Source organism: Mycolicibacter longobardus (assembly GCF_002102265.1).
GTDB classification, from domain to species: domain Bacteria; phylum Actinomycetota; class Actinomycetes; order Mycobacteriales; family Mycobacteriaceae; genus Mycobacterium; species Mycobacterium longobardum.
The window spans coordinates 115,497-133,429 of sequence record NZ_LQPG01000010.1; the positions used below are offsets into that span (position 1 = coordinate 115,497).

Annotated in this window: 19 protein-coding genes and 4 tRNA genes; 8 read left to right on the plus strand and 15 right to left on the minus strand. The window is 68.1% G+C overall.

What is annotated here, in order from left to right:
* Positions 1-25: 25 nt before the first annotated feature.
* Positions 26-727, plus strand: coding sequence for a hydrogen peroxide-dependent heme synthase (gene hemQ / locus AWC16_RS04955; RefSeq protein WP_085263675.1), 702 nt, complete (start codon positions 26-28; stop codon positions 725-727).
* Positions 728-803: 76 nt separating this feature from the next.
* Here hemQ and msrB read toward each other — a convergent pair whose 3' ends face one another.
* The 4 genes from msrB to AWC16_RS04975 form a co-directional block, all read right to left on the minus strand.
* Positions 804-1,211, minus strand: coding sequence for a peptide-methionine (R)-S-oxide reductase MsrB (gene msrB / locus AWC16_RS04960; protein ID WP_085263676.1), 408 nt, complete (start codon positions 1,209-1,211; stop codon positions 804-806).
* A complete protein-coding gene (gene aftC / locus AWC16_RS04965; protein WP_085263677.1) occupies positions 1,208-2,518 on the minus strand; it encodes an arabinofuranan 3-O-arabinosyltransferase in 1,311 nt (436 codons plus the stop codon). The genes msrB and aftC overlap by 4 nt, the downstream gene beginning before the upstream one ends.
* Positions 2,519-2,528: 10 nt before the next feature.
* Entirely contained in the window at positions 2,529-4,040 is a 1,512-nt protein-coding gene (locus AWC16_RS04970; RefSeq protein ID WP_234812141.1) for an alpha/beta fold hydrolase, read from the minus strand.
* A gap of 79 nt (positions 4,041-4,119) precedes the next feature.
* Entirely contained in the window at positions 4,120-4,902 is a 783-nt protein-coding gene (locus AWC16_RS04975) for a pyrimidine reductase family protein (protein WP_085263679.1), read from the minus strand.
* Here AWC16_RS04975 and zapE point away from each other — a divergent pair.
* Positions 4,901-5,983, plus strand: coding sequence for a cell division protein ZapE (zapE, locus tag AWC16_RS04980; protein WP_085263680.1), 1,083 nt, complete (start codon positions 4,901-4,903; stop codon positions 5,981-5,983). The genes AWC16_RS04975 and zapE overlap by 2 nt on opposite strands.
* A gap of 11 nt (positions 5,984-5,994) precedes the next feature.
* On the opposite strand, the gene AWC16_RS04985 is transcribed toward zapE, so the two are convergent.
* Together AWC16_RS04985 and AWC16_RS04990 are read right to left on the minus strand one after the other, a co-directional pair.
* Complete coding sequence (locus AWC16_RS04985; protein WP_085263882.1) at positions 5,995-6,531, minus strand: hypothetical protein; 537 nt, start codon at positions 6,529-6,531, stop codon at positions 5,995-5,997.
* A gap of 84 nt (positions 6,532-6,615) precedes the next feature.
* The gene (locus AWC16_RS04990; protein WP_085263681.1) at positions 6,616-7,362 is read right to left on the minus strand and encodes a Clp protease N-terminal domain-containing protein; all 747 of its coding nucleotides are present in this window, start codon (positions 7,360-7,362) and stop codon (positions 6,616-6,618) included.
* A 155-nt stretch (positions 7,363-7,517) separates the two neighbouring features.
* Here AWC16_RS04990 and AWC16_RS04995 point away from each other — a divergent pair, with 155 nt between their 5' ends.
* Both AWC16_RS04995 and AWC16_RS05000 read left to right on the plus strand, forming a co-directional pair.
* A complete protein-coding gene (locus AWC16_RS04995; protein WP_109561283.1) occupies positions 7,518-7,796 on the plus strand; it encodes a hypothetical protein in 279 nt (92 codons plus the stop codon).
* Between the two features lie 189 nt (positions 7,797-7,985).
* Complete coding sequence (locus AWC16_RS05000; protein WP_133055911.1) at positions 7,986-8,252, plus strand: hypothetical protein; 267 nt, start codon at positions 7,986-7,988, stop codon at positions 8,250-8,252.
* 125 nt (positions 8,253-8,377) lie between these two features.
* Here the strand turns inward: AWC16_RS05000 and AWC16_RS05005 are convergent.
* From AWC16_RS05005 to AWC16_RS05015, 3 genes are all read right to left on the minus strand, one after another.
* Positions 8,378-8,452, minus strand: a tRNA-Val gene (locus tag AWC16_RS05005).
* 16 nt (positions 8,453-8,468) lie between these two features.
* Positions 8,469-8,539 (minus strand) — tRNA-Cys (locus AWC16_RS05010).
* Between the two features lie 30 nt (positions 8,540-8,569).
* A tRNA-Gly gene (locus AWC16_RS05015) sits at positions 8,570-8,642 on the minus strand.
* A 159-nt stretch (positions 8,643-8,801) separates the two neighbouring features.
* Here AWC16_RS05015 and AWC16_RS05020 point away from each other — a divergent pair.
* Positions 8,802-8,873: transfer RNA gene (locus AWC16_RS05020), tRNA-Val, on the plus strand.
* Positions 8,874-9,247: 374 nt separating this feature from the next.
* On the opposite strand, the gene AWC16_RS05025 is transcribed toward AWC16_RS05020, so the two are convergent.
* Positions 9,248-9,559, minus strand: a complete 312-nt coding sequence (locus AWC16_RS05025; protein ID WP_085263683.1) for a hypothetical protein — start codon at positions 9,557-9,559, stop codon at positions 9,248-9,250.
* Positions 9,556-9,882, minus strand: coding sequence for an AbrB/MazE/SpoVT family DNA-binding domain-containing protein (locus tag AWC16_RS05030; RefSeq protein WP_085263684.1), 327 nt, complete (start codon positions 9,880-9,882; stop codon positions 9,556-9,558). The genes AWC16_RS05025 and AWC16_RS05030 overlap by 4 nt, the downstream gene beginning before the upstream one ends.
* Before the next feature lie 196 nt (positions 9,883-10,078).
* Between AWC16_RS05030 and AWC16_RS25500 the strand changes: the two genes are divergently transcribed.
* On the plus strand, positions 10,079-12,208 hold the full coding sequence (locus tag AWC16_RS25500; RefSeq protein WP_165759162.1) for a PGRS repeat-containing protein: 2,130 nt from the start codon (positions 10,079-10,081) through the stop codon (positions 12,206-12,208).
* 130 nt (positions 12,209-12,338) lie between these two features.
* Positions 12,339-12,917: a chymotrypsin family serine protease gene (locus AWC16_RS05045; protein ID WP_085263685.1), complete on the plus strand. Its 579-nt coding sequence runs from the start codon at positions 12,339-12,341 to the stop codon at positions 12,915-12,917.
* Between the two features lie 9 nt (positions 12,918-12,926).
* Here the strand turns inward: AWC16_RS05045 and AWC16_RS05050 are convergent, their stop codons facing one another.
* From AWC16_RS05050 to AWC16_RS05065, 4 genes are all read right to left on the minus strand, one after another.
* Positions 12,927-13,694: an esterase gene (locus tag AWC16_RS05050; protein ID WP_085263686.1), complete on the minus strand. Its 768-nt coding sequence runs from the start codon at positions 13,692-13,694 to the stop codon at positions 12,927-12,929.
* Between the two features lie 72 nt (positions 13,695-13,766).
* The gene (locus AWC16_RS05055) at positions 13,767-14,648 is read right to left on the minus strand and encodes a metal-dependent hydrolase (RefSeq protein WP_085263687.1); all 882 of its coding nucleotides are present in this window, start codon (positions 14,646-14,648) and stop codon (positions 13,767-13,769) included.
* A gap of 115 nt (positions 14,649-14,763) precedes the next feature.
* Positions 14,764-15,384, minus strand: a complete 621-nt coding sequence (locus AWC16_RS05060) for an antibiotic biosynthesis monooxygenase (protein ID WP_085263688.1) — start codon at positions 15,382-15,384, stop codon at positions 14,764-14,766.
* A gap of 95 nt (positions 15,385-15,479) precedes the next feature.
* Positions 15,480-16,133: a DedA family protein gene (locus AWC16_RS05065; protein ID WP_085263689.1), complete on the minus strand. Its 654-nt coding sequence runs from the start codon at positions 16,131-16,133 to the stop codon at positions 15,480-15,482.
* A gap of 123 nt (positions 16,134-16,256) precedes the next feature.
* Here AWC16_RS05065 and AWC16_RS05070 point away from each other — a divergent pair, with 123 nt between their 5' ends.
* On the plus strand, positions 16,257-17,918 hold the full coding sequence (locus AWC16_RS05070; protein ID WP_085263690.1) for an acyl-CoA synthetase: 1,662 nt from the start codon (positions 16,257-16,259) through the stop codon (positions 17,916-17,918).
* Positions 17,919-17,933 lie beyond the last annotated feature (15 nt).

A 17,933-nucleotide genomic window follows, 5' to 3' on the forward strand; every position in this document is an offset into this window, starting at 1 on the left:
CGCGCGTCGTGGCAGCATATGAGGCATGGCGCACCTCGACTACGACAAGCTGAATTCCACCCTCCGCTATGTGATGTTCTCGGTGTTCTCGGTTCGGCCCGGCATCCTCGACGGGGATCCCGACACCCGTGAGCAGATAGCCGACCAGGTCGCCACTTACCTGAAGCAGCAGGAAGAGCGCGGCGTGGTGGTCCGCGGGGTTTACGACGTAGCCGGTCTGCGCGCCGACGCCGACTTCATGATCTGGACCCACGCCGAGCGGATCGAGGACCTGCAGGCTACCTACGCCGGCTTCCGCCGCACCGCCCTGGGCCGGGCCTGCGAGTCGGTGTGGAGCAGCGTGGCATTGCACCGGCCGGCCGAATTCAACCGGAGTCATGTCCCCGCGTTCATTGCCGGTGAGCCGGCGGGCGCCTATGTCTGCGTGTACCCGTTCGTGCGGTCGCTCGAGTGGTACGTGCTGCCCGAGGAGGATCGCCGCCGGATGCTGGCCGAACACGGGATGGCCGCCCGGGGGTACAAGGATGTCCGGGCCAACACGGTGCCCGCGTTCGCGCTCGGTGACTATGAGTGGATTCTGGCGTTCGAAGCGCCTGAACTCGACCGGATCGTCGACCTGATGCGCGACCTGCGTAACACCGAGGCCCGCCTGCACGCCCGGGAGGAGACACCGTTCTTCACGGGTCCCCGGGTCGAGATCGAGCAATTGGTGACGTCGCTGCCGTAGGGCCTTGCGCCAGACGGAAACCCGCGACGCACTGTCGGCGTGCCGCGTCGTCAGGTTCCCACTCGCCGCGAGCAGATCAGGGCGACGGGATCAGCCGCAGGCAGATCGAATTGATGCAGTAGCGCTGGTCGGTCGGGGTGGGATAGCCCTCGCCGGCGAAGACATGGCCCAGGTGGCTGTGGCAGGACGCGCACAACACCTCGGTGCGCTGCCGCCCCAGCGAGTTGTCCGGGCGCAGGATCACCGCGTCGGAGTCGGCCGGGTCGAAGAACGACGGCCAACCGCAGTGCGAGTGGAATTTCTCTGTGCTGCGGAACAATTCGGCACCGCACGCCCGGCACTCGTAGATACCTTCGGTGGTGGTGTCGGTGTATTCGCCGGTGTTCGGCGGCTCGGTGCCGGCGCGACGCAGCACCGCGAACTCTTCGGGGGTCAGTTTCGCGCGCCACTCATCGTCGGTGAGGGACACCTTGGGAGACGTCATGCCTCCACGGTAGCCCGGTCGCGCTCGGACGCCAGCCACGCCGGATCGATTCCGTCGTCCAGGCGACCCTGTTCGCGGGCGTCCAGGTAGCGGTAGCACAGCACGGCACACACCACGATCAGCAGCAGCGACCAGCCGTAGGTGATCTTGAGGTAGTCCAGCGGCCGTCCGATGTTCATCCACCGGAAGATCAGCCACTTGTCCAGGGTCATGAACCCGTAGACCCCCAGCCACGCCGGCCAGTTGCGCAGCACCGAGTTCGGCAGCACCACCGTCATCAGGAACGGGAACAGCACGATCGAGTAGTAGCCCTGGCCCAGCGACAGCACCAGGAAGGATGCGGTCAGCAGCACACCAGAGGAGGTCAGCATCCAGAACCGCGGGTCGCGGGTGCGGTAGTAGCGGTACAGCAGCCACAGGCTGACCGCGGCGAGCACGGTGAACAACACCCGCATGAACAGGATCAGCGCGGGAGGCAGGCCGAAGAACACGCCGTTACCCAGGATCGAGGAGTTGAAGTAGTCGCGGGTGCCCATGATGTAGGGAACCGTCTGGGTGAAGTAGCTGGTCGGGTCGCTGGCCAGCGGAAACGCCGCCAGGTTGAACAGCACCGGCACCGCGATCGCCCCGACGAACGGCCGCCACTGCCGGCTCAGCAGAGGCAGGAGCAGCAGCGGCGCCAGCACCGGCTTGACCACCAGGGTCAGCCCGATCGCCACACCGGCCCACCACTGGCGACTCTCCCGGCCGTCGAGCAGCCAGCGGAAGTACAGCACCTCGGCCAGCAGGATCACGCCGTTGATATTGGTGAACACCAGTGTGCTGCTGACGCTTTCGGTGAGGAACATCGCCGCCAGCAGGGCCGGGGCCGCCACCGAGGTCAGCCCGAAGCCGAACAGCCGCAGCAACAGATAGGCGGCGATCAGGATCGCGATCGTGTTGGTGGCGATGAACGTGTACCGCGACAGGGTCTCCGGCAGGTACCCGAACGGCGACATCAGCAGGGTGCCGCCCGGTGAGTAGAGGTAGTGCGGGTCGACGTAGTCGAAGTGCTCGTTGTAGATGTCCAGGCCGCGCCGGAAGTTGAGCACCGCCCGGTACACCGGCTTGAAGTCGTCGGTGATGTTGCCGTTCAGCGGCAGGATCACGGAGCGGTGGATCAACGACATGATGGCCACCGGCCACAGCACCGAGCGCAGCACCGTCGCGGTGCTCGGGGCGCTGGTGGGAGGCCGGAACGCGGCCAGTAGGGCGGTGCCCGCCCGCTTGGTCAAGGAGTCGGCTGCCGTCACCAGCGAACCGTACACCGGAGCAGGGTCAGGCCGGGCAGTAGACGTCGGTCTCGGGCAACTTTCCGCTGTCCAGATAACCGATCAGCGGCGGCAGCGTGCACGACGAGTACACCGTCGCACCGTGTCCGATACCCTGCCACATCACCCGCTTGCTGGCCGCGCCGGCGTTGATGACGGCCGCGGCGGTGGCCGCCACCCCGTCTTCGCCGACGATCGGGTCGTTCTGCACCCCGAGCAGCAGCACGTCGATCTTGAGTTCCTTCGGTGCCTCCGGAGTGCTGCTGCTGGGCCAGCTCAGGCACTGCGCCATATCCAGGGCGCCGACCGCGCCGAACTGTGGGTATTCCTTACCCCAAGCGACCACCAGCTCCCGGACCCGATCGGGTGTGGGCCGGTTGAGCGCGTCGGCGCAGAAGTTGATGAAGCGGCCGTCGCTGCCGGTGGTGCCCTGGGCGCGGTTGATCAGGTTGGTCAGCAGATTGGCGTCGCCGGAATGCGCGGTCTCCAGCGCTTTGGCCAATTCGTTGGTGGTGTGGACGCGGTCGCCGGTGGGATAACCCAGGGCGGTGATGATGGCGTTGGTCACCGCGGCCACCGACGCGCCGCCCGGGCCGTGCCCGGAACGGGCGGAGTCCAGCACCGCGTCGACGGCGCCCTTCGGCTCGGGTCCCAGGGGGCAGTTCACCGCGACGCACTGCGCGACGAACGCCTCGAAGGCCGCCTCCTGGCCTTTGACCCGCTGCTCGGCGGCGGCCTCGGCGGCCACCCCGAGCGGGATGGGGGAGTCCAGTGCCAGCCGGGCCACCTTGCCGGGATGGGAGCCGGCGTAGGCCAGTGCCACCTGGGCGCCGTTGCCGATCCCCAGCAGTGCCAACGCCGGGACGTCCCAGATGCTGCGCAGCCGTTCGAGATCGGTGGCGGCGTGGGCGTTGTCGTAGGCGGACTCGCCGGGCGAGATGGAGTCGGTGCAGTCGGTGGTGGCTTCCATCGTGATGGTGCCCAGGTTGGCCACCGGGTCGTCGCCGGGGGCGAACTGCGCCTGGTTCCACATCTCGTCGCGCTGGCCGCGATCGCGGCAGTCCACCGGACTCGACATCCCGATGCCACGCCGGTCCACAGCGATGATCGGGTGGCTCTTGAGCACGTCGGCGCCCGCCCGTGCCAGCCAGATCGGCAGCTGCAGCGACGACGGCAGGTCCCAGCCGGTGGTGAACACTACCGGTCCGGCGTCGGCCGGGGTCTGCACCGATCGGGCCCGCACCACCCCGATGCTGATCGCCGAGGAACCGCCGCCGAGCGGATCGAGGTCGGCGTCATAGCTGGAGCAGTCCAGCCGCACCCCGGGGGTGGCGGGCAACGCGGCATCGCCGAACACCCGTGCCGTGCAGTCATGCCAGGGCAGTTCGTTCTTGGGGACCTCGATCGGCGGCGGCCCGGCATTGTCCGGTGTGGACTCGGGTTGGCCCTGGGGCCCGGCACCGGAGTCGGTGGCGAACCGCGGGTCGGCGGCCAGCCCGGGCGCGCAGCCTGCCAGCATGGGCGCGGACACGGCCAGTGCGGCGGCCGCCGCAACCGTGATCCGGGCGAACCTGGAGTAGCTGGTCATGCCTGTCACCTTATAGGCGCCCGCTTTTGACGTAGCGGCCGTAGAGGTAGCCGGATTCGTCGGTGAGCAGATGCGCGCAGTGCATCGGGGTGGTCAGCTCGCCGGGACCGGTGGCGATGCGGCGGGCCAGACCCCCGACCAGATACGGGGCCACGGTCAGGCACAGCTCGTCGAGCAGCCCGCGCTCGATGAAAGAGCCCAGCAGGGTCGGTCCGCCTTCGGTGAGCACCCGATACTGCCCGCGCTCGGCCAACGCGGCCAGCACGGCGGCCTCGTCCACGCGCTCGGGATCATCTCCCGAGCAGTCCAGGACCTCCGCGTGCCCGGCCAGCCGGCGTCGCGTGTCCGCGGCGTTCTTCGAGCAGGTCAGCACCAGTGGCGCCAGCTCGGTGTCGTTGAACACCCGCAGGTCTCGGTCCAGTCGCCCGGCCCGGGTCACGATCGCCAGCCGGGGCACTTCGGACTGTCCGCGGTCACGGCGGCTCTGGCGCTGCGCGACGCCCAGACGCGCTCCGCCGTAGTTCTCGACCCGGACCGTTCCCGCCCCGACCACGACGACGTCGGCCAATGCCCGCAGCAGCATGAAAAGGGTGCGGTCGCCCGGCCCGGCCAGCCCGCCGGAGGTGCCCGCCACCGTGGCGCCGCCGTCGATGCTGCCGATGAAATTGGCCCGGACCCAGATTCGCGGCTGGTCGGCCGGCGGATAGGCGTACAGCCGTGCCAGTTCGGCGTCGTCGACGGGTGTGGCCGAACCCAGCAGGGTGAATCCCGGGTCTGCGCTGAGGTCGGACATGGCCTCGATTGCACCATGTGGCTACAGTTCCTGCGTGCCTAATCCCGCTGTCGAGTCGATCGGTCATCTGGTGGACCGGCATCCGGCGGTCTCACCGGAGCGTCTGATTGCGCAGCTCAAGCCGCCGCCGACGTTCTCTGAGGCCAGCTTCGCCAGCTACCGTCCCGACCCGGCGCAGCCCACCCAGGCGGCCGCGGTGACCGCCTGCACCACGTTCTGCGCGCAGGCGCTGGCCCGGCGGGCGGGGCGGCGCAAGCTGTTCGGCAAGCGTGAGGTGCTGCCGGGCGTGGGGCTGTACCTCGACGGCGGTTTCGGCGTTGGCAAGACGCATCTGCTGGCCTCGGTCTATCGCGAGATCACCGAGACCCCGGGCGGGGCCGAGTCGCATGGGACGGCGTTCGCGACGTTCATGGAGCTCACCCAGCTGGCCGGGGTGTTCGGATTCACCGAATGCATCGAGTTGCTCGGCGGCTACACCGTGGTGTGCATCGATGAGTTCGAACTCGACGACCCGGGCAACACCACGCTGGTGTCGCGGCTGCTGTCCGAACTGGTGGCGCGCGGGGTGTCTGTCGCCGCCACGTCCAACACGCTGCCCGAGCAACTCGGCGAGGGACGTTTCGCCGTTCAGGACTTTCTGCGCGAAATCAGTGCTCTGTCAAGCATTTTCACCCCGGTTCGGGTCGACGGTCCGGACTATCGGCACCGGGACCTGCCGCCGGCGCCCGAACCACCGTCGGCGCAGCAGGTCGCCCAGCGTGCCGCGGAGCTGCCGGGCTCGACACTGGACGACTTCGACGCGCTCTGCGCGCACCTGGCCACCATGCACCCGTCGCGGTACCTGACCCTGATCGAAGGCGTCACCGCCGTGTTCCTCACCGGTGCGCACCCCATCGACGATCAGAACGTGGCGCTGCGGCTGGTGGCGCTGACCGATCGGCTCTATGACGCGGGCACCCCGGTGGTGGCCTCCGGAGCCAAGCTGGACGACATCTTCAGCGCCGAGATGCTGGCCGGGGGATACCGCAAGAAGTACCTGCGCGCCACCTCGCGGCTGCTCGCGCTCAGTAGGGCTCAGTAGGGTCGACTAGCTCAGAGGTTCCACTGCGCCAGGCGCAGCCCGGTGTTGCGCGACAGCATCACCACGTGGGTGACCAGGCCGCGGTAGACATCCCAGTAGACGCCGCCGTTGACGGTGGAGCCCGCCGGGGCGTTGGTCAGGACCGCGTCCAGGGCCGTCGGGTCGTCGGTGTGCTTGGACACGTACGCGTCGCCGCCGGGCGTCACGCCGTCGAAGGTGACCGAGGCCGCCATGATGTAGGGGTTGGGCACCGAGATCGGGTGGATGGTCACGTTCGCCCGCCACGGGCCGCCCTGGTTGCGCCAGCGCGGCGTCCCGTTCGCGCCCCAGCCCGGCGGGATCTCACTGGGCACCACGTCGTGCACCGTCACATCTGCCACCAGCGGACCGAACGCCTCGTCCTTGTACTGGATGCGCAGCGTGTCGCCGAGCCGGCCGATCGGCGCCTCGGGGTTGGTGGTGGGCGTGGCATATCCGGCGGCGGGTGCCATCAAAGCGGCCAACGCGGTGACGACGGAAGTGACCAGGGCCAGAATCCAGCGATGCATCATGTCCCCTTCGTTTGCTTCTGGGCATGATGGCACATCGTGATCGCGGGTGCAGCCGCCCTGGCCCGCCAGATGGGACAGCGGTCAGTTCGCGGGATCGGCTGCGCCGCCGGCCAGGTTCGTGCTGATCGACTCCAGGGCTTGCGCGAGGTCGGCCTCGGCGCGTTCCCGGTCCACTCCGGCACGGTGCAGGGGCCCGGTGTCGTCCTCCTCCTCGAGCAGCGCCAGCAGCAGGTGCTCGGTGCCGATGTAGTTGTGTCCGAGGCGAAGTGCGGTGCGGAAGGTCAACTCCAGTGCTTTGCGGGCCGGGCCGCTGAACGGAATCAATGCGGGCGATCCGGTGCCGCCGGGCGGCAGGGTGACACCGGCGACGACGGCGTCGGGGTCGACATGCTGCGCGGTGAGCAACGCGGTGGCCAACGCGCCGCGGTCCTGCAGCAGGCCCAGGACCAGATGGTCGGGGGTGATCTCGGCATTGCGCGCCTGGTGGGCAGCGTTCTGGGCCGCCACGACGGCATTGCGTGCCCGGGGCGTGAAGCGGGCGAAGCCCTGCTCGGCGTCGAGTCCGGTGGTCTCGGCCCGCGGGACGAACCGCTTCTGCGCCGCCTGCTTGGTGACGCCCATGCACTTGCCGATATCGGTCCACGAAGCGCCGGACCGGCGTGCCTGGTCGACGAAGTGCCCGATCAGATGGTCGGCGACCTCGCCGAGATGCTCGGCTGCCAGTACGGCGTCGGTCAACTGTTCCAGTGGATTGTCGTGTACTCCGGTGATGGCGTTGATCAGGTCATCGAGGCGGACTGACGGGGTGAGCGGAGTCGGGTTGGCCATATCGTCAACTGTAGGTTGACGATATGGGTTCGTCAACCGATGGTTGACGTTGGCGGATCTCTGCGAAATGCGACTTAGCCAGGCATGATCTTCGTTATAACTGATCCGTTGGCGCAGCTAACAAGGCGGCGCAACTACGGCAAAGGGGTTACACAATGCTCGAATCGCTGATCGCAGGCGCTCTTGGGGGCGCTCTCGGAGGCAAAGCGGCCGACACGTCGGCAAAGATCCCCAGTCCGGGCGGCCTCGGTAGCTTGATCAGTGGCGGTCTCGGCGGTCTGGCCGGTGGCGGGCTGCTGAACAGCGTTCTCTCCAGCGGTGTCGCCGGTGGGTTCGACTGGGCCCAAGCGGCCGGCAGCCTGGTAGGCGGCGGCGTGCTGGGCACCATCGTGACCGCGGTGGTCGGCCTGGCGCTGAAGTCCAAGAAGAGCTAACGCGCAGGCCTGCAACGCTTTACAGCCAAGCCCCTGTCGCCACCACGGTGGTGGCAGGGGCTTTTGCCGTGTCGAGCTTGTCGGAGGTCGACCGTATGCTGGCCGACCCCGGGCTGGGCGACGTCGCCAAAGAGGCCAAAGAGGTGGCGCTCAACGCACAGTTGGGTTCCGGGTGACGAGGAGATGGCCATGAAAGACAAAGACCGGGAACTGACCGACCTGCTCAACCGGGTCGCTGCGGAGGCCGAGGCCACCATCGACCAGCCCGACGACGGACAGCCGCTGCCCCCGCATGTGAAGGTGAGCCGGCCCAACAGGCTCCGCCGCCGTGTACGGCAAGTGCGACTGAATCCGGATGAGCTGGAGTCCCTGGAGCGCCTCGCGGCACGGCGAGGGCTCGTCGAGCAAGAAAAGGCCGACCGACGGCATGAGGCAGGCCGAGCCGAACCGGATTAGCGCGGGGAGTCCTGCGTGGTGTCTTCCGTGTTGGCGGAAGCCTGCTCAGTTGGACCGCTGTTGCATGCTTGTTGCATACGGGCCGGGTAATGGTTCTCGGTAGTGCCTCTGAGCTGGTGAAACTGTGGTGCGCGGTACTGGGATTGAACCAGCGACCTCTTCCGTGTCAGGGAAGCGCTCTCCCGCTGAGCTAACCGCGCTTAGAGCCTAGGACGGAGGTGGAGACGGGAATCGAACCCGTGTGCACGGCTTTGCAGGCCGTTGCCTCACCACTCGGCCACTCCACCGCAAGGGGTTGATGCCACTTGACACCCTCGAGCGGATGACGGGATTCGAACCCGCGACCCTCACCTTGGCAAGGTGATGCGCTACCAACTGCGCTACATCCGCGTGCCACGGGCGAGATCGTCGCCCGTCGCGATGCAGAACATTAGTCCACTCATGTGAGACAACACAACTTGGCCTGTCAGACCGGCGAGTCGCACGAAAATCCGCCTGCGCATTGAGGCTCGGCGTGCCCGGCGTGCTAGTGTTCGACCTCGTTCATCCGGTCTCGTAGCTCAGGGGGAGAGCGTCCGCCTCACACGCGGAAGGTCGCTGGTTCGATCCCAGCCGGGACCACCGAAAGCCACCTGCTAGCAGGTGGTTTTTCCGTTTCGGGCGCCTTGCGGCGAAGCTGAACTGGCCCAGAGCGACCCGCGTGGTCAGCGGCGGGGGTGGCGGCCCGCGGTTGCCGCCCCCAGCTCTCGACTGTTCGGCCGGTTATCGCTACCCGCTGCGCTCTTTCGGTCTCGCCGTCGAATGGCGGCCTCCTCCCTTTCGCGACAGGCACACGAGGTGAATATCTCAGGTTGGCTTAAGGTAAGTGGGTCCGCGTGTCACCCGCGTGAGTCACTAGTTGTCGGCGGTGGGTCCTGCCCGCCCGGCGGCTCGACACACGGGCCGCGATGCCCAGCCGACACACTCGGTCGTGGTCGAGGCAGCGGGCTGCAAAGCTAGGGGGATTTGAAGACGTCGTGATCTCCGACGCGGCGCCATCGACAGCGCAATTCATCAGCGACGGTGAGCAGTTCGAAGGTGGCGCGGCCATCCGGGCTGGCGAAGGACCACGACATCTCCAGAATGCCCGGCGCGCCTTGCACGGCCTTGACGCGCAGTGATCGCGGCCACGGAGTCGCCGGATCGGCGGCGTAGGCGTCGCACGCCGGGGCGAATCTCGTCCTCACGACGTCCCGGAAGGTCGCTCGGTGCTCGACCTTCAGTCTGCGGTAATCGGCATCGAAAGCTGGGGTCGTCTCGAACTTCACGGCTGATCAGGGTCGTCGGCCTGGGCCTGGGCGTCGAGGTGATCGAGATGATCAAGGAAGGCCGCGCTGTCGTCGTGGACGGTCACCCGTCCGGCCGCCACGTGCTCGTCGACTTCCTTTTCCCGTCGTTGCCAGCGGTCCTCCCAGAACCATCGTTGATCGGCAGGTACTGGTAGCGCCGGCCGAAGCTCTAGCACCCCGTCCTCACGCTCGGTGATCTCGACCTGAGCCCCCGACTCGTCGAGATGCAACCGCCGACGCAGCTCGGCCGGCAGTGCAACAACACCGCGGCCCTGGACAGCCACGAAGCCATGAAAAGTCATAGCTCTATGGTCCCACTCACCCGTAAAACAGTAAAGCGGTATTACTGCAACCGCCATTACGTGCCGACGCGCCCGCCTCACAAGGCCTTCAGGCCGCCTCGCTCGTCGAATGGCGGGCTCCTACCTTTCGTGGTAGGCACATGGGGTGAATATCTCAGGTTGGTTTAAGGCAAATGGCTCCGCTCCGTCGCGGCGGGTGGCTGCTGCTGGAGCGTCTGTCGGGGCGTTGGCGGCGTTCGGATTGGCGCCGGTAGCCCACGCTGACTTCGAGGACTTCTTCGCTGATCTGTTGGATCCGGCTGCGTGGGGTGCGGTGTTCGATCCCGGTTACTGGGGTGGTCTGGATCCGGCGTCGACGGTTGATCTGGCGTCATTGTTCGTCGGTGATGACCTGCCCGGCGCGGCTGTCGGTACTGATTTCGCCGACTGGTTCCAGAACGACATCTATCTGCCGCTGCACGCTGCGATGCAGGACTGGATCGACAGTCCGGTCGGTGCGCAGGTCAACGACTTCATCAACCCGCTGTTTGCTTTCGGCGGCGCCTGCGGCCTGATCTGCAACGGCGTCGACGGCACCGAGGTCGACCCTGACGGCGGCGCCGGCGGATGGATCTTCGGTGACGGCGGAACCGGTTGGAGCAGTACGCAAGACGGTATTGCCGGTGGCGCCGGCGGTGCCGGCGGCTGGTTGGGCAACGGCGGTGCCGGCGGTGACGGTGGCGCCGGCGCCGATGGTGGTGTCGGTGGTGCCGCTAACTGGATCGGCAACGGGGGCGCTGGAGGCAACGGCGGCGCGGGCCTTGATGGCCTACAGGCGGGCGACGGCGGCAACGGCGGCGCCGGCGGCCGAAGCGGAATGTTGTTCAGCACCAACGGTGATGGCGGCAACGGCGGACACGGTGGCAACTCCGTCGGCGATGGCGGGATCGGCGGCGCCGGTGGTAACGGCGGTGCCAGTGGTCGCGCGCCGGGAATTTTCGCGATCGGTGGTGCCGCCGGCAATGGCGGAAACGGTGGTGATGGCGGCAGCGCTGACGGCGTCGGCAGCACGGGCGGTGCCGGCGGCAACGGCGGCGACGGCAGCATGTCGAGCTACTGGCTGGGTAGGGATGCCAGCGTCGGCGGCAATGGTGGAGACGGTGGTGCTACCAGCGGCGCCGGCAGTGTCGCGGGCAACGGCGGCAATGGCGGCAAGGGCGGCATCTTCGTCTACGGACAGGGAGACCTTGACGGTGGCAACGGTGGCAATGGTGGCCACGGCGGTGCCGCTGTCGGTGAAGGCAGTACCGCCGGCAATGGTGGTGACGGCGGCATCGGCGCGCCCAGCAGCGGTCAGGGTGGTGGCCGCGACGGTGGTGTCGGCGGTGTCGGCGGCAACGGCGGCGCGGCTATCGGTGACCACAGCACCGCCGGTAACGGTGGTAACGGCGGCGGTGGTGGTAACGGCGGTGCCGTGGGTGGTGGCCGCGACGGTGGTGTCGGTGGTGTCGGTGGCGATGGCGGCTCGGCGACCGGTGTCGGCAGCACCGCCGGCAACGGTGGTACCGGCGGTAGCGGAGGCATCGGCGGCGGCTTGGGTGGTGGCCGCGACGGCGGTGCGGGCGGTGCCGGTGGACATGGTGGCGAGGCCAGCGGTGCAGGCAGCGTCGCCGGCGCCGGCGGTAGCGGCGGCGCCGGGGGCATGGGCAACCCCTTGGGCGGTAGCAGTAACGGCGGGGTAGGCGGCAATGGCGGCAACGGCGGTGACGGCACTGATGGCGGAGCTGCCAGCCACGGTGGTGCCGGCGGCATAGGCGGCGGCACCGGCCTGAGCCCCAGCAGCGGTACTGGCGGCAACGGCGGTGTCGGCGGCAACGGCGGCGCCAGCGACGGGGGTATCGGTGGCGCGGGCGGCCAGGGCGGAGAAGGCAGCAGCACCGGCAGCTGGTCACGTGCCGGTGGTGGAGGCGGCGGTGGCGGTGGTGCCGGTACCGCAGGCCAGGGCGGTGACGGCGGCAATGGCGGCAATGGCGGCGTCGGACCTGATACCAGTGGTGGCACCGGGGGGATCGGCGGGACCGGCGGAAGCGCCGACGGTGGTATCGGGGGAGTCGGTGGCAACGGCGGCAACGGTGGTTCCCACCCGCTGGGCGCCACAGGCGGCAGCGGTGGCAACGGTGGCAATGGCGGCCAGGTCGGCCCCAACGGCAACGGTGCCGGCGGCAACGGCGGAAACGGCGGAGGCACTTTCCAGAACCCCGGTGGCAACGGCGGCAACGGCGGCGCCGACGGCACGCCCGGGACACCGGGGGCTGATGGCGCATCCGTCCCGAACCCATTCGACTGACCGATAGGCGAGCTACGGCGTCAGCTGAATCGAAGGGAGAGAATCCTTGCGCCCTGCTTGCTGGCGGCTGGTTCTCGCCCTCCTGCTGATCGTCGGCGCTGGCCTGCCTGCAGCTCCACCCGCGGCTGCCATGGTGATCTTGGGCGGTGGGGCCGTCATCGTCGTCGACGGCAACAACTACTGCACGCTGACCACGATCGGACGTGACCGGTTTGGTGATGTGGTGGGTTTCACCGGAGCGTATTGCGGTGGACCTGGGGCAGCCGTCGCGGTCGCGGGAACAGACACCACCGTAGGCACCGTGGTGGCCGTCAACGGCGACCTACGCTACGCGGTGGTCAGGTTCGATGTTCCCGAGCTCATCCCAGTCTCGGACTACGCCGGCATTGCGATCAACGGCATCGGCCCGGACCCGGTGTTCGACTCTGAGGTGTGTAAGTGGGGACCTGTCACCCCTGGCATCTGCAATCGCATCATTTTCGACGGGTGGCCGCGTATGACGATGCGGGAGCAATTTGATGCGGGCGATGTGGGAGCCCCGGTAACGCTGAACGGTCTGCTGGTGGGCCTGGCCTACGGCGGTGGCGTGAGCATGAGCCGGTATCGGCCTCCGCAGGGGCTTACGTACTTGACCAGGTTCAGCGCGATCCTGGCCGACGTCAACGCCGGCGACGGACCGGGCAGCGGATTCGTCCCGATCGGCAGCTGACGGCGGCTGTCATGCGATCATCGGGTCGATGGCAGACCGCGGCACCAGCACGTGGAGAGCCCCGGCTGAGCCGGGCAACAACACGCCCTGGTCGAAGAAGAAGATCACCCCGTCGTTGACCACCGCGAAATTCTGATAGTTGGCGGGGTCGTACAGCGCGGTTTGCGCGATCGGCAACTGTGGCGGCGCCGTGGCGGACGTGGTCGCAGCCGACTGCCCTGATTGGGTGGGCGCCGGTGCCAGCTGCTGCTGCAGTTCAGCCTGGACGATCGGCGCGACGGTCTTCAGCGGATCATCCACCTGCCACAACGGCGCGTGGTCTTTGTCGTCCGGGGCGGCCGCGTAGGTGATCGGCTTGCGGTAGGTCTGGTCCCAGTTGAACGCTTTGTACGTCGTCTGTGGCTGCGCCCCGCCGACGTTCTGGTCCACCGTGAACACCACTGCTTGGGTGCCGCGCGGGGGAATGGACGAGGAGTATTCCGTCGGCTTGACGCTCAACTTGTACGGCGTGCTGCCAGACGCGCCCGACTTGGCCGAGTTGAGGAACGCGTCGCGTGTCTGGGCGATGTACTCGGCAACCGACTTCTGGTCCGGGTAGTTCAGCGGCATGCTGATGTCGACGCTGTACCCGGGCTCGGAGAGTTGGATCTCGCACGTGCGGCCGGCATTGCCGCCGTGGAGTTCGGCGCAGTAATCCTTCGGGGCCGCCACCACCACGGGCACGCAACCGAACATGGCGGCAACCGCTACCGCCACGGCCACGCTGAAAGAACGCATGGGTGATACCTCCTAGCAAAGGCGGCAACGCGCCGCGACCAAAGACTAACGTGCGGTCACCCGTACCGCTTCTCAACGCAAGTGGCCGTTCAGTGTGCCGTCGGCGCCGAACAGTCGTGAGCGCCAATGATCAAGTAGCGCATCGGTATCGACGTCGTCCGGGTGGAATCCGGGACGCAGGTATGCCGCCGCGTCCCGCAGGAATCCTCGGAAGAGAGGCCCGCGGTAGAGGGCGAACACTCCGCGCAGCACCCGGCGCGGTTGCCGGCGGACCACCGGATCGCGGGCCAGGGAGATCGCCAACCCGAGCGCGATGAGCGGGGCGGTGGCGACGATCAATACGGCCATCGCCGCGATCCGGATTCGCTCGGAGCCGCCGACGGCGCGATAGAGGTCCAACGCCACCGACTTGTGCTCGAGTTCTTCCACGGCATGCCAATTCAGCAGGTGCCACACTTCGGGCGTCCCCGGAATGGCCTGGATCTCGTCGCTGGACAGAATGCGCTTCGCCAGGACCGCGGTGTAATGCTCCAGCGCTGCGGTCTGGGCCAGGTGCACGATCGCTGGTGTGCGTCGCTCGGCCCGAATCCGCCAGCGGTGCACAGCATTCGAGTCCTGCCAGCGGATCGGATAGCCCTTGGCTGCGAGCACCGCGTTGAGCCGGCGGTGTTCCTGGCCGTGGGTGGACTCCTGCCCGATAAAGCCGGCCACCTGCTTCTTCAACACCGGGTCGGTGGCTCGGTCGGCAAATCGGCGCACCGACCGGATGAAGGACTCCTCGCCTGCCGGGAAGCCGCCGGACAGACCGGCGAGGAAATGACTGAGCACCATGTCGCCGTCGGCGAAATACTTGCCGTGCGCGTCACCGTCATCGAAACGGAACCGGATCCGTCGAGTCTTCGGACAGCTCGGTGTCTTCGCCGGGGTCGAGCGCGGCTGCCGCTGGCTCGTCATGACACGCAGGCCCTCCCCGTGAGCGGTTCGGCCACGAGCGTATTCGTCCGAATGGGTGTTGGCATGCTCAGCGCTCCGGCGGCCGGGGCGGTCGCCGGAGCATCCCCGGGGGCGTCTAGGCCATCTCGGGCGCGTTCAGATGGGCGATCGCGAGGTCGAACTCGGCGACCTCGAGGATCTCGGCGCCGGCGTCATTGACGGCCTTGGCCCAGATCGCCTGCTCGCCGCTGCGGCTGGCCACCATGGCCGCCCGGTCGTCGAAGCTGACCGAGGACACCGCGCGTCCTGAGGACCGATCCACCAGCAGGGTGGTGCTGCAGAAGCCGTCGAGATCCTCCATTTCGGGCATCAGCGCCAGCTTGTAGGTGTCGACCATCCGCTCGCAGTCGGCCGGGTCGGTCCGCAGCCAGGTGACGCGCACACCGGCGTACCGCCGGGACCGGTGATCGCGGCGTGCCGCGGCGATCTCCCAGCGGGTGATCTCGGCGGTGGCGTGGAAGATTTCGGTGGCACGGTCGCGCAGCTGTTGGGCTTCGGCCTCGCTGGCCCGCAGGGTGTCCTCGTCCAGCCAGGACGAGGTGATGATGCACCGGCCGGCGTCGCGGTCGACCAGCATGGACATTCCCGCGCAGCCGTCCATGTCGGCCAGGGTGGGCATCACTACGTGGCGGACGTGGGTGATTCCCTCATCCAAGAAGGACGGATGAGCGTGGATGGTTGTTGCGCGCGCGAACATGGGGCCTCCGGGTGATCGGGGCGACGCCCCGGCGGCGCCGCCGGTCCCTTCCACCATGCTCCGGCGACGGCGCGGGGACAACCCCTATTCGGTCCCTATTCGACGGGATCGGGTTCCGGGTGATGCTGCGCTGCCAGCTCCGCGATCTGGGCGCCGAATCGGCCCCGCAGCGCGATGGTGCCGATCAACCCGGCGAGCACCGCGACCAGCAACGCCACCCAGGAGAAGCGGGACAGCCAGTGCTCAGCCGCCACGCCGGCGTAATAGACCAGGGCCGTGGTTCCACCGGCCCAGCAGATGGCTCCGAGCACATTGGCGGCCAGGAAATGCTGGTATCGCATCTTCAATGCCCCGGCCAGCGGACCCGCCAGGATGCGCAGCAGCGCGACGAATCGGCCGAAGAACACCGCGGTGGCGCCCCAGCGGCCGAACGACCGTTCGGCCAGGGCGATGTGGCCGGGTCCGAAGTGGTTCGGGAATCGCCGGCCCAGGCGGTCGAAGAGCGGCATGCCGAAGCGCCGCCCGATCGAGTAGCCGATCGAGTCACCGATCACCGCGCCCACCATCGCCGCCAGCGCGACCCCGACCGGGTCGACCGCCAACTCGTGCCGCGACGACAACAGCGCGGCTCCCACCAGCATCAGCTCACCCGGCAACGGGATGCCCAGGCTCTCCAGACCGATCACGCCGCCCACGAGCAGGTAAACCAGCGCGGGCGGGATCGAGAAGAGCAGGACATCGACGGACATGCGGCCAATCATCCCTGACTTCGGCCGAATCCGCTCATCGGCACGGTCACCGGGCCGAACAGGCGCCACCTTGTAGCGTTAGCCGCGCGTGCTGCAGGTGCTGGATCGATTCGAGGAGCGGCAGTGGAATTCAACCTCGCCCAAGTGTTCTCGGCGGTGGCGACGGCCCACCCGGAGCGCGATTGCGTCGTCTTCGGCGACCGGCGATTCAGCTACAAGCAGATCGAGGATCGGTCTCGCCGGCTGGCGCGGGCACTGCACGAGTGGGGTCTGGGTGCGCGTCGCGAGCGCTCCGAGCTGGCCCCGGATGAATCCGGGCAGAGTCATCTCGCGCTGTACCTGGCCAACGGCAACGAATACCTGGAAGGCATGCTCGGGGCCTACAACGCCCGGGTCGCGCCGTTCAACGTCAACTACCGCTACGTCGCCGACGAACTGGTCTACCTGCTGACCAACGCCTCCGCCGAGGCGGTCATGTACCACGCCCGGTTTGCGCCCACGTTGGCCGAAGCGCTGCAGCAGGCCGGTGACCGGCTACCGGACATGCCGCTGATCCACGTCGACGACGACTCCGGCAACGCACCGCTGCCCGGCGCGGTGCGCTACGAGGAGCTGCTGGCCGCCACGTCCGCCGACCCGCTGGACGTGGTGCTGTCCCCGGACGACTTGTACGTGCTCTATACCGGCGGCACCACGGGAATGCCCAAGGGCGTGTTGTGGCGCCAGCACGACATCTTCATCAACGCCATGGGCGGCCGGGAGTTCGGTACCGGCGCCGTACCCACCAGCCTGGCGGAAATCGTCGAACGCACCCGGACCGGAGGCCCCGGTTCGATGACGGTGGCGCCGCTGATGCACGGCGCCGCCCAGTGGGCCGCATTCATCACGCTGCTGGGCGGGCGGCCGTTCGTGATGTCGGCGACCACCGACCGGTTCGACCCGGTCGCGACCTGGGAGCTGGCCGCCCGGGAGCGGGTCATCTCGCTGTCCATCGTCGGCGACGCCTTCGCCCGCCCGCTCGCCGACGCGTTGGAAAACGCTGCAGCGGGGCAGTATGACCTGTCGGGACTGTTCGTGCTGGCCAGCGGTGGTGCGCCGCTGACCGCCCCGCTCAAGCAACGGATCCTGGAGCTGCTGCCGCAGCTGACGATCCTCGATGCCGGCGGCTCGTCGGAGACCGGCGCGCAGATGGGGCAGACCACCAGCCGCGACCAGGCTTCCACCGGGCGATTCACCCCCAACCCGGGTGCGGTGGTGGTCAGCGAGGACATGACCCGCATTCTCAAACCCGGCGACGACGAGATCGGCTGGCTGGCCCAGCAGGGTTACGTGCCGTTGGGATACCTCGGTGACCCGGAGAAGTCCGCGCGGACCTTCCCGGTCATCGAAGGCATTCGCCATTCAGTCCCCGGCGACCGGGCCCGCTGGGATGCCGACGGTGACATCGAACTGCTCGGCCGCGACTCGGTGACCATCAACTCCGGCGGGGAGAAGATCTTCGCCGAGGAGGTCGAAGCCGCGGTCGCGCACCATCCCGCCGTCTACGACGTCGTGGTGGTCGGACGGCCCAGTGAGCGATGGGGCAACGAGGTGGTCGCGGTGGTGCAGCTGACCCAGGGCGCCGACGCCGCCGCCGATGACATCATCGACGAGGCGGCCCGCTACATCGCGCGCTACAAGCTGCCCAAGGACGTGGTGTTCTGCGCTCAGGTGCAGCGTTCGCCGTCGGGCAAGGCCGACTACCGGTGGGCCAAGGAACAGGCGGTCGCGCCGCAACCGGGTTAGCCGGTGCGGGGCTGT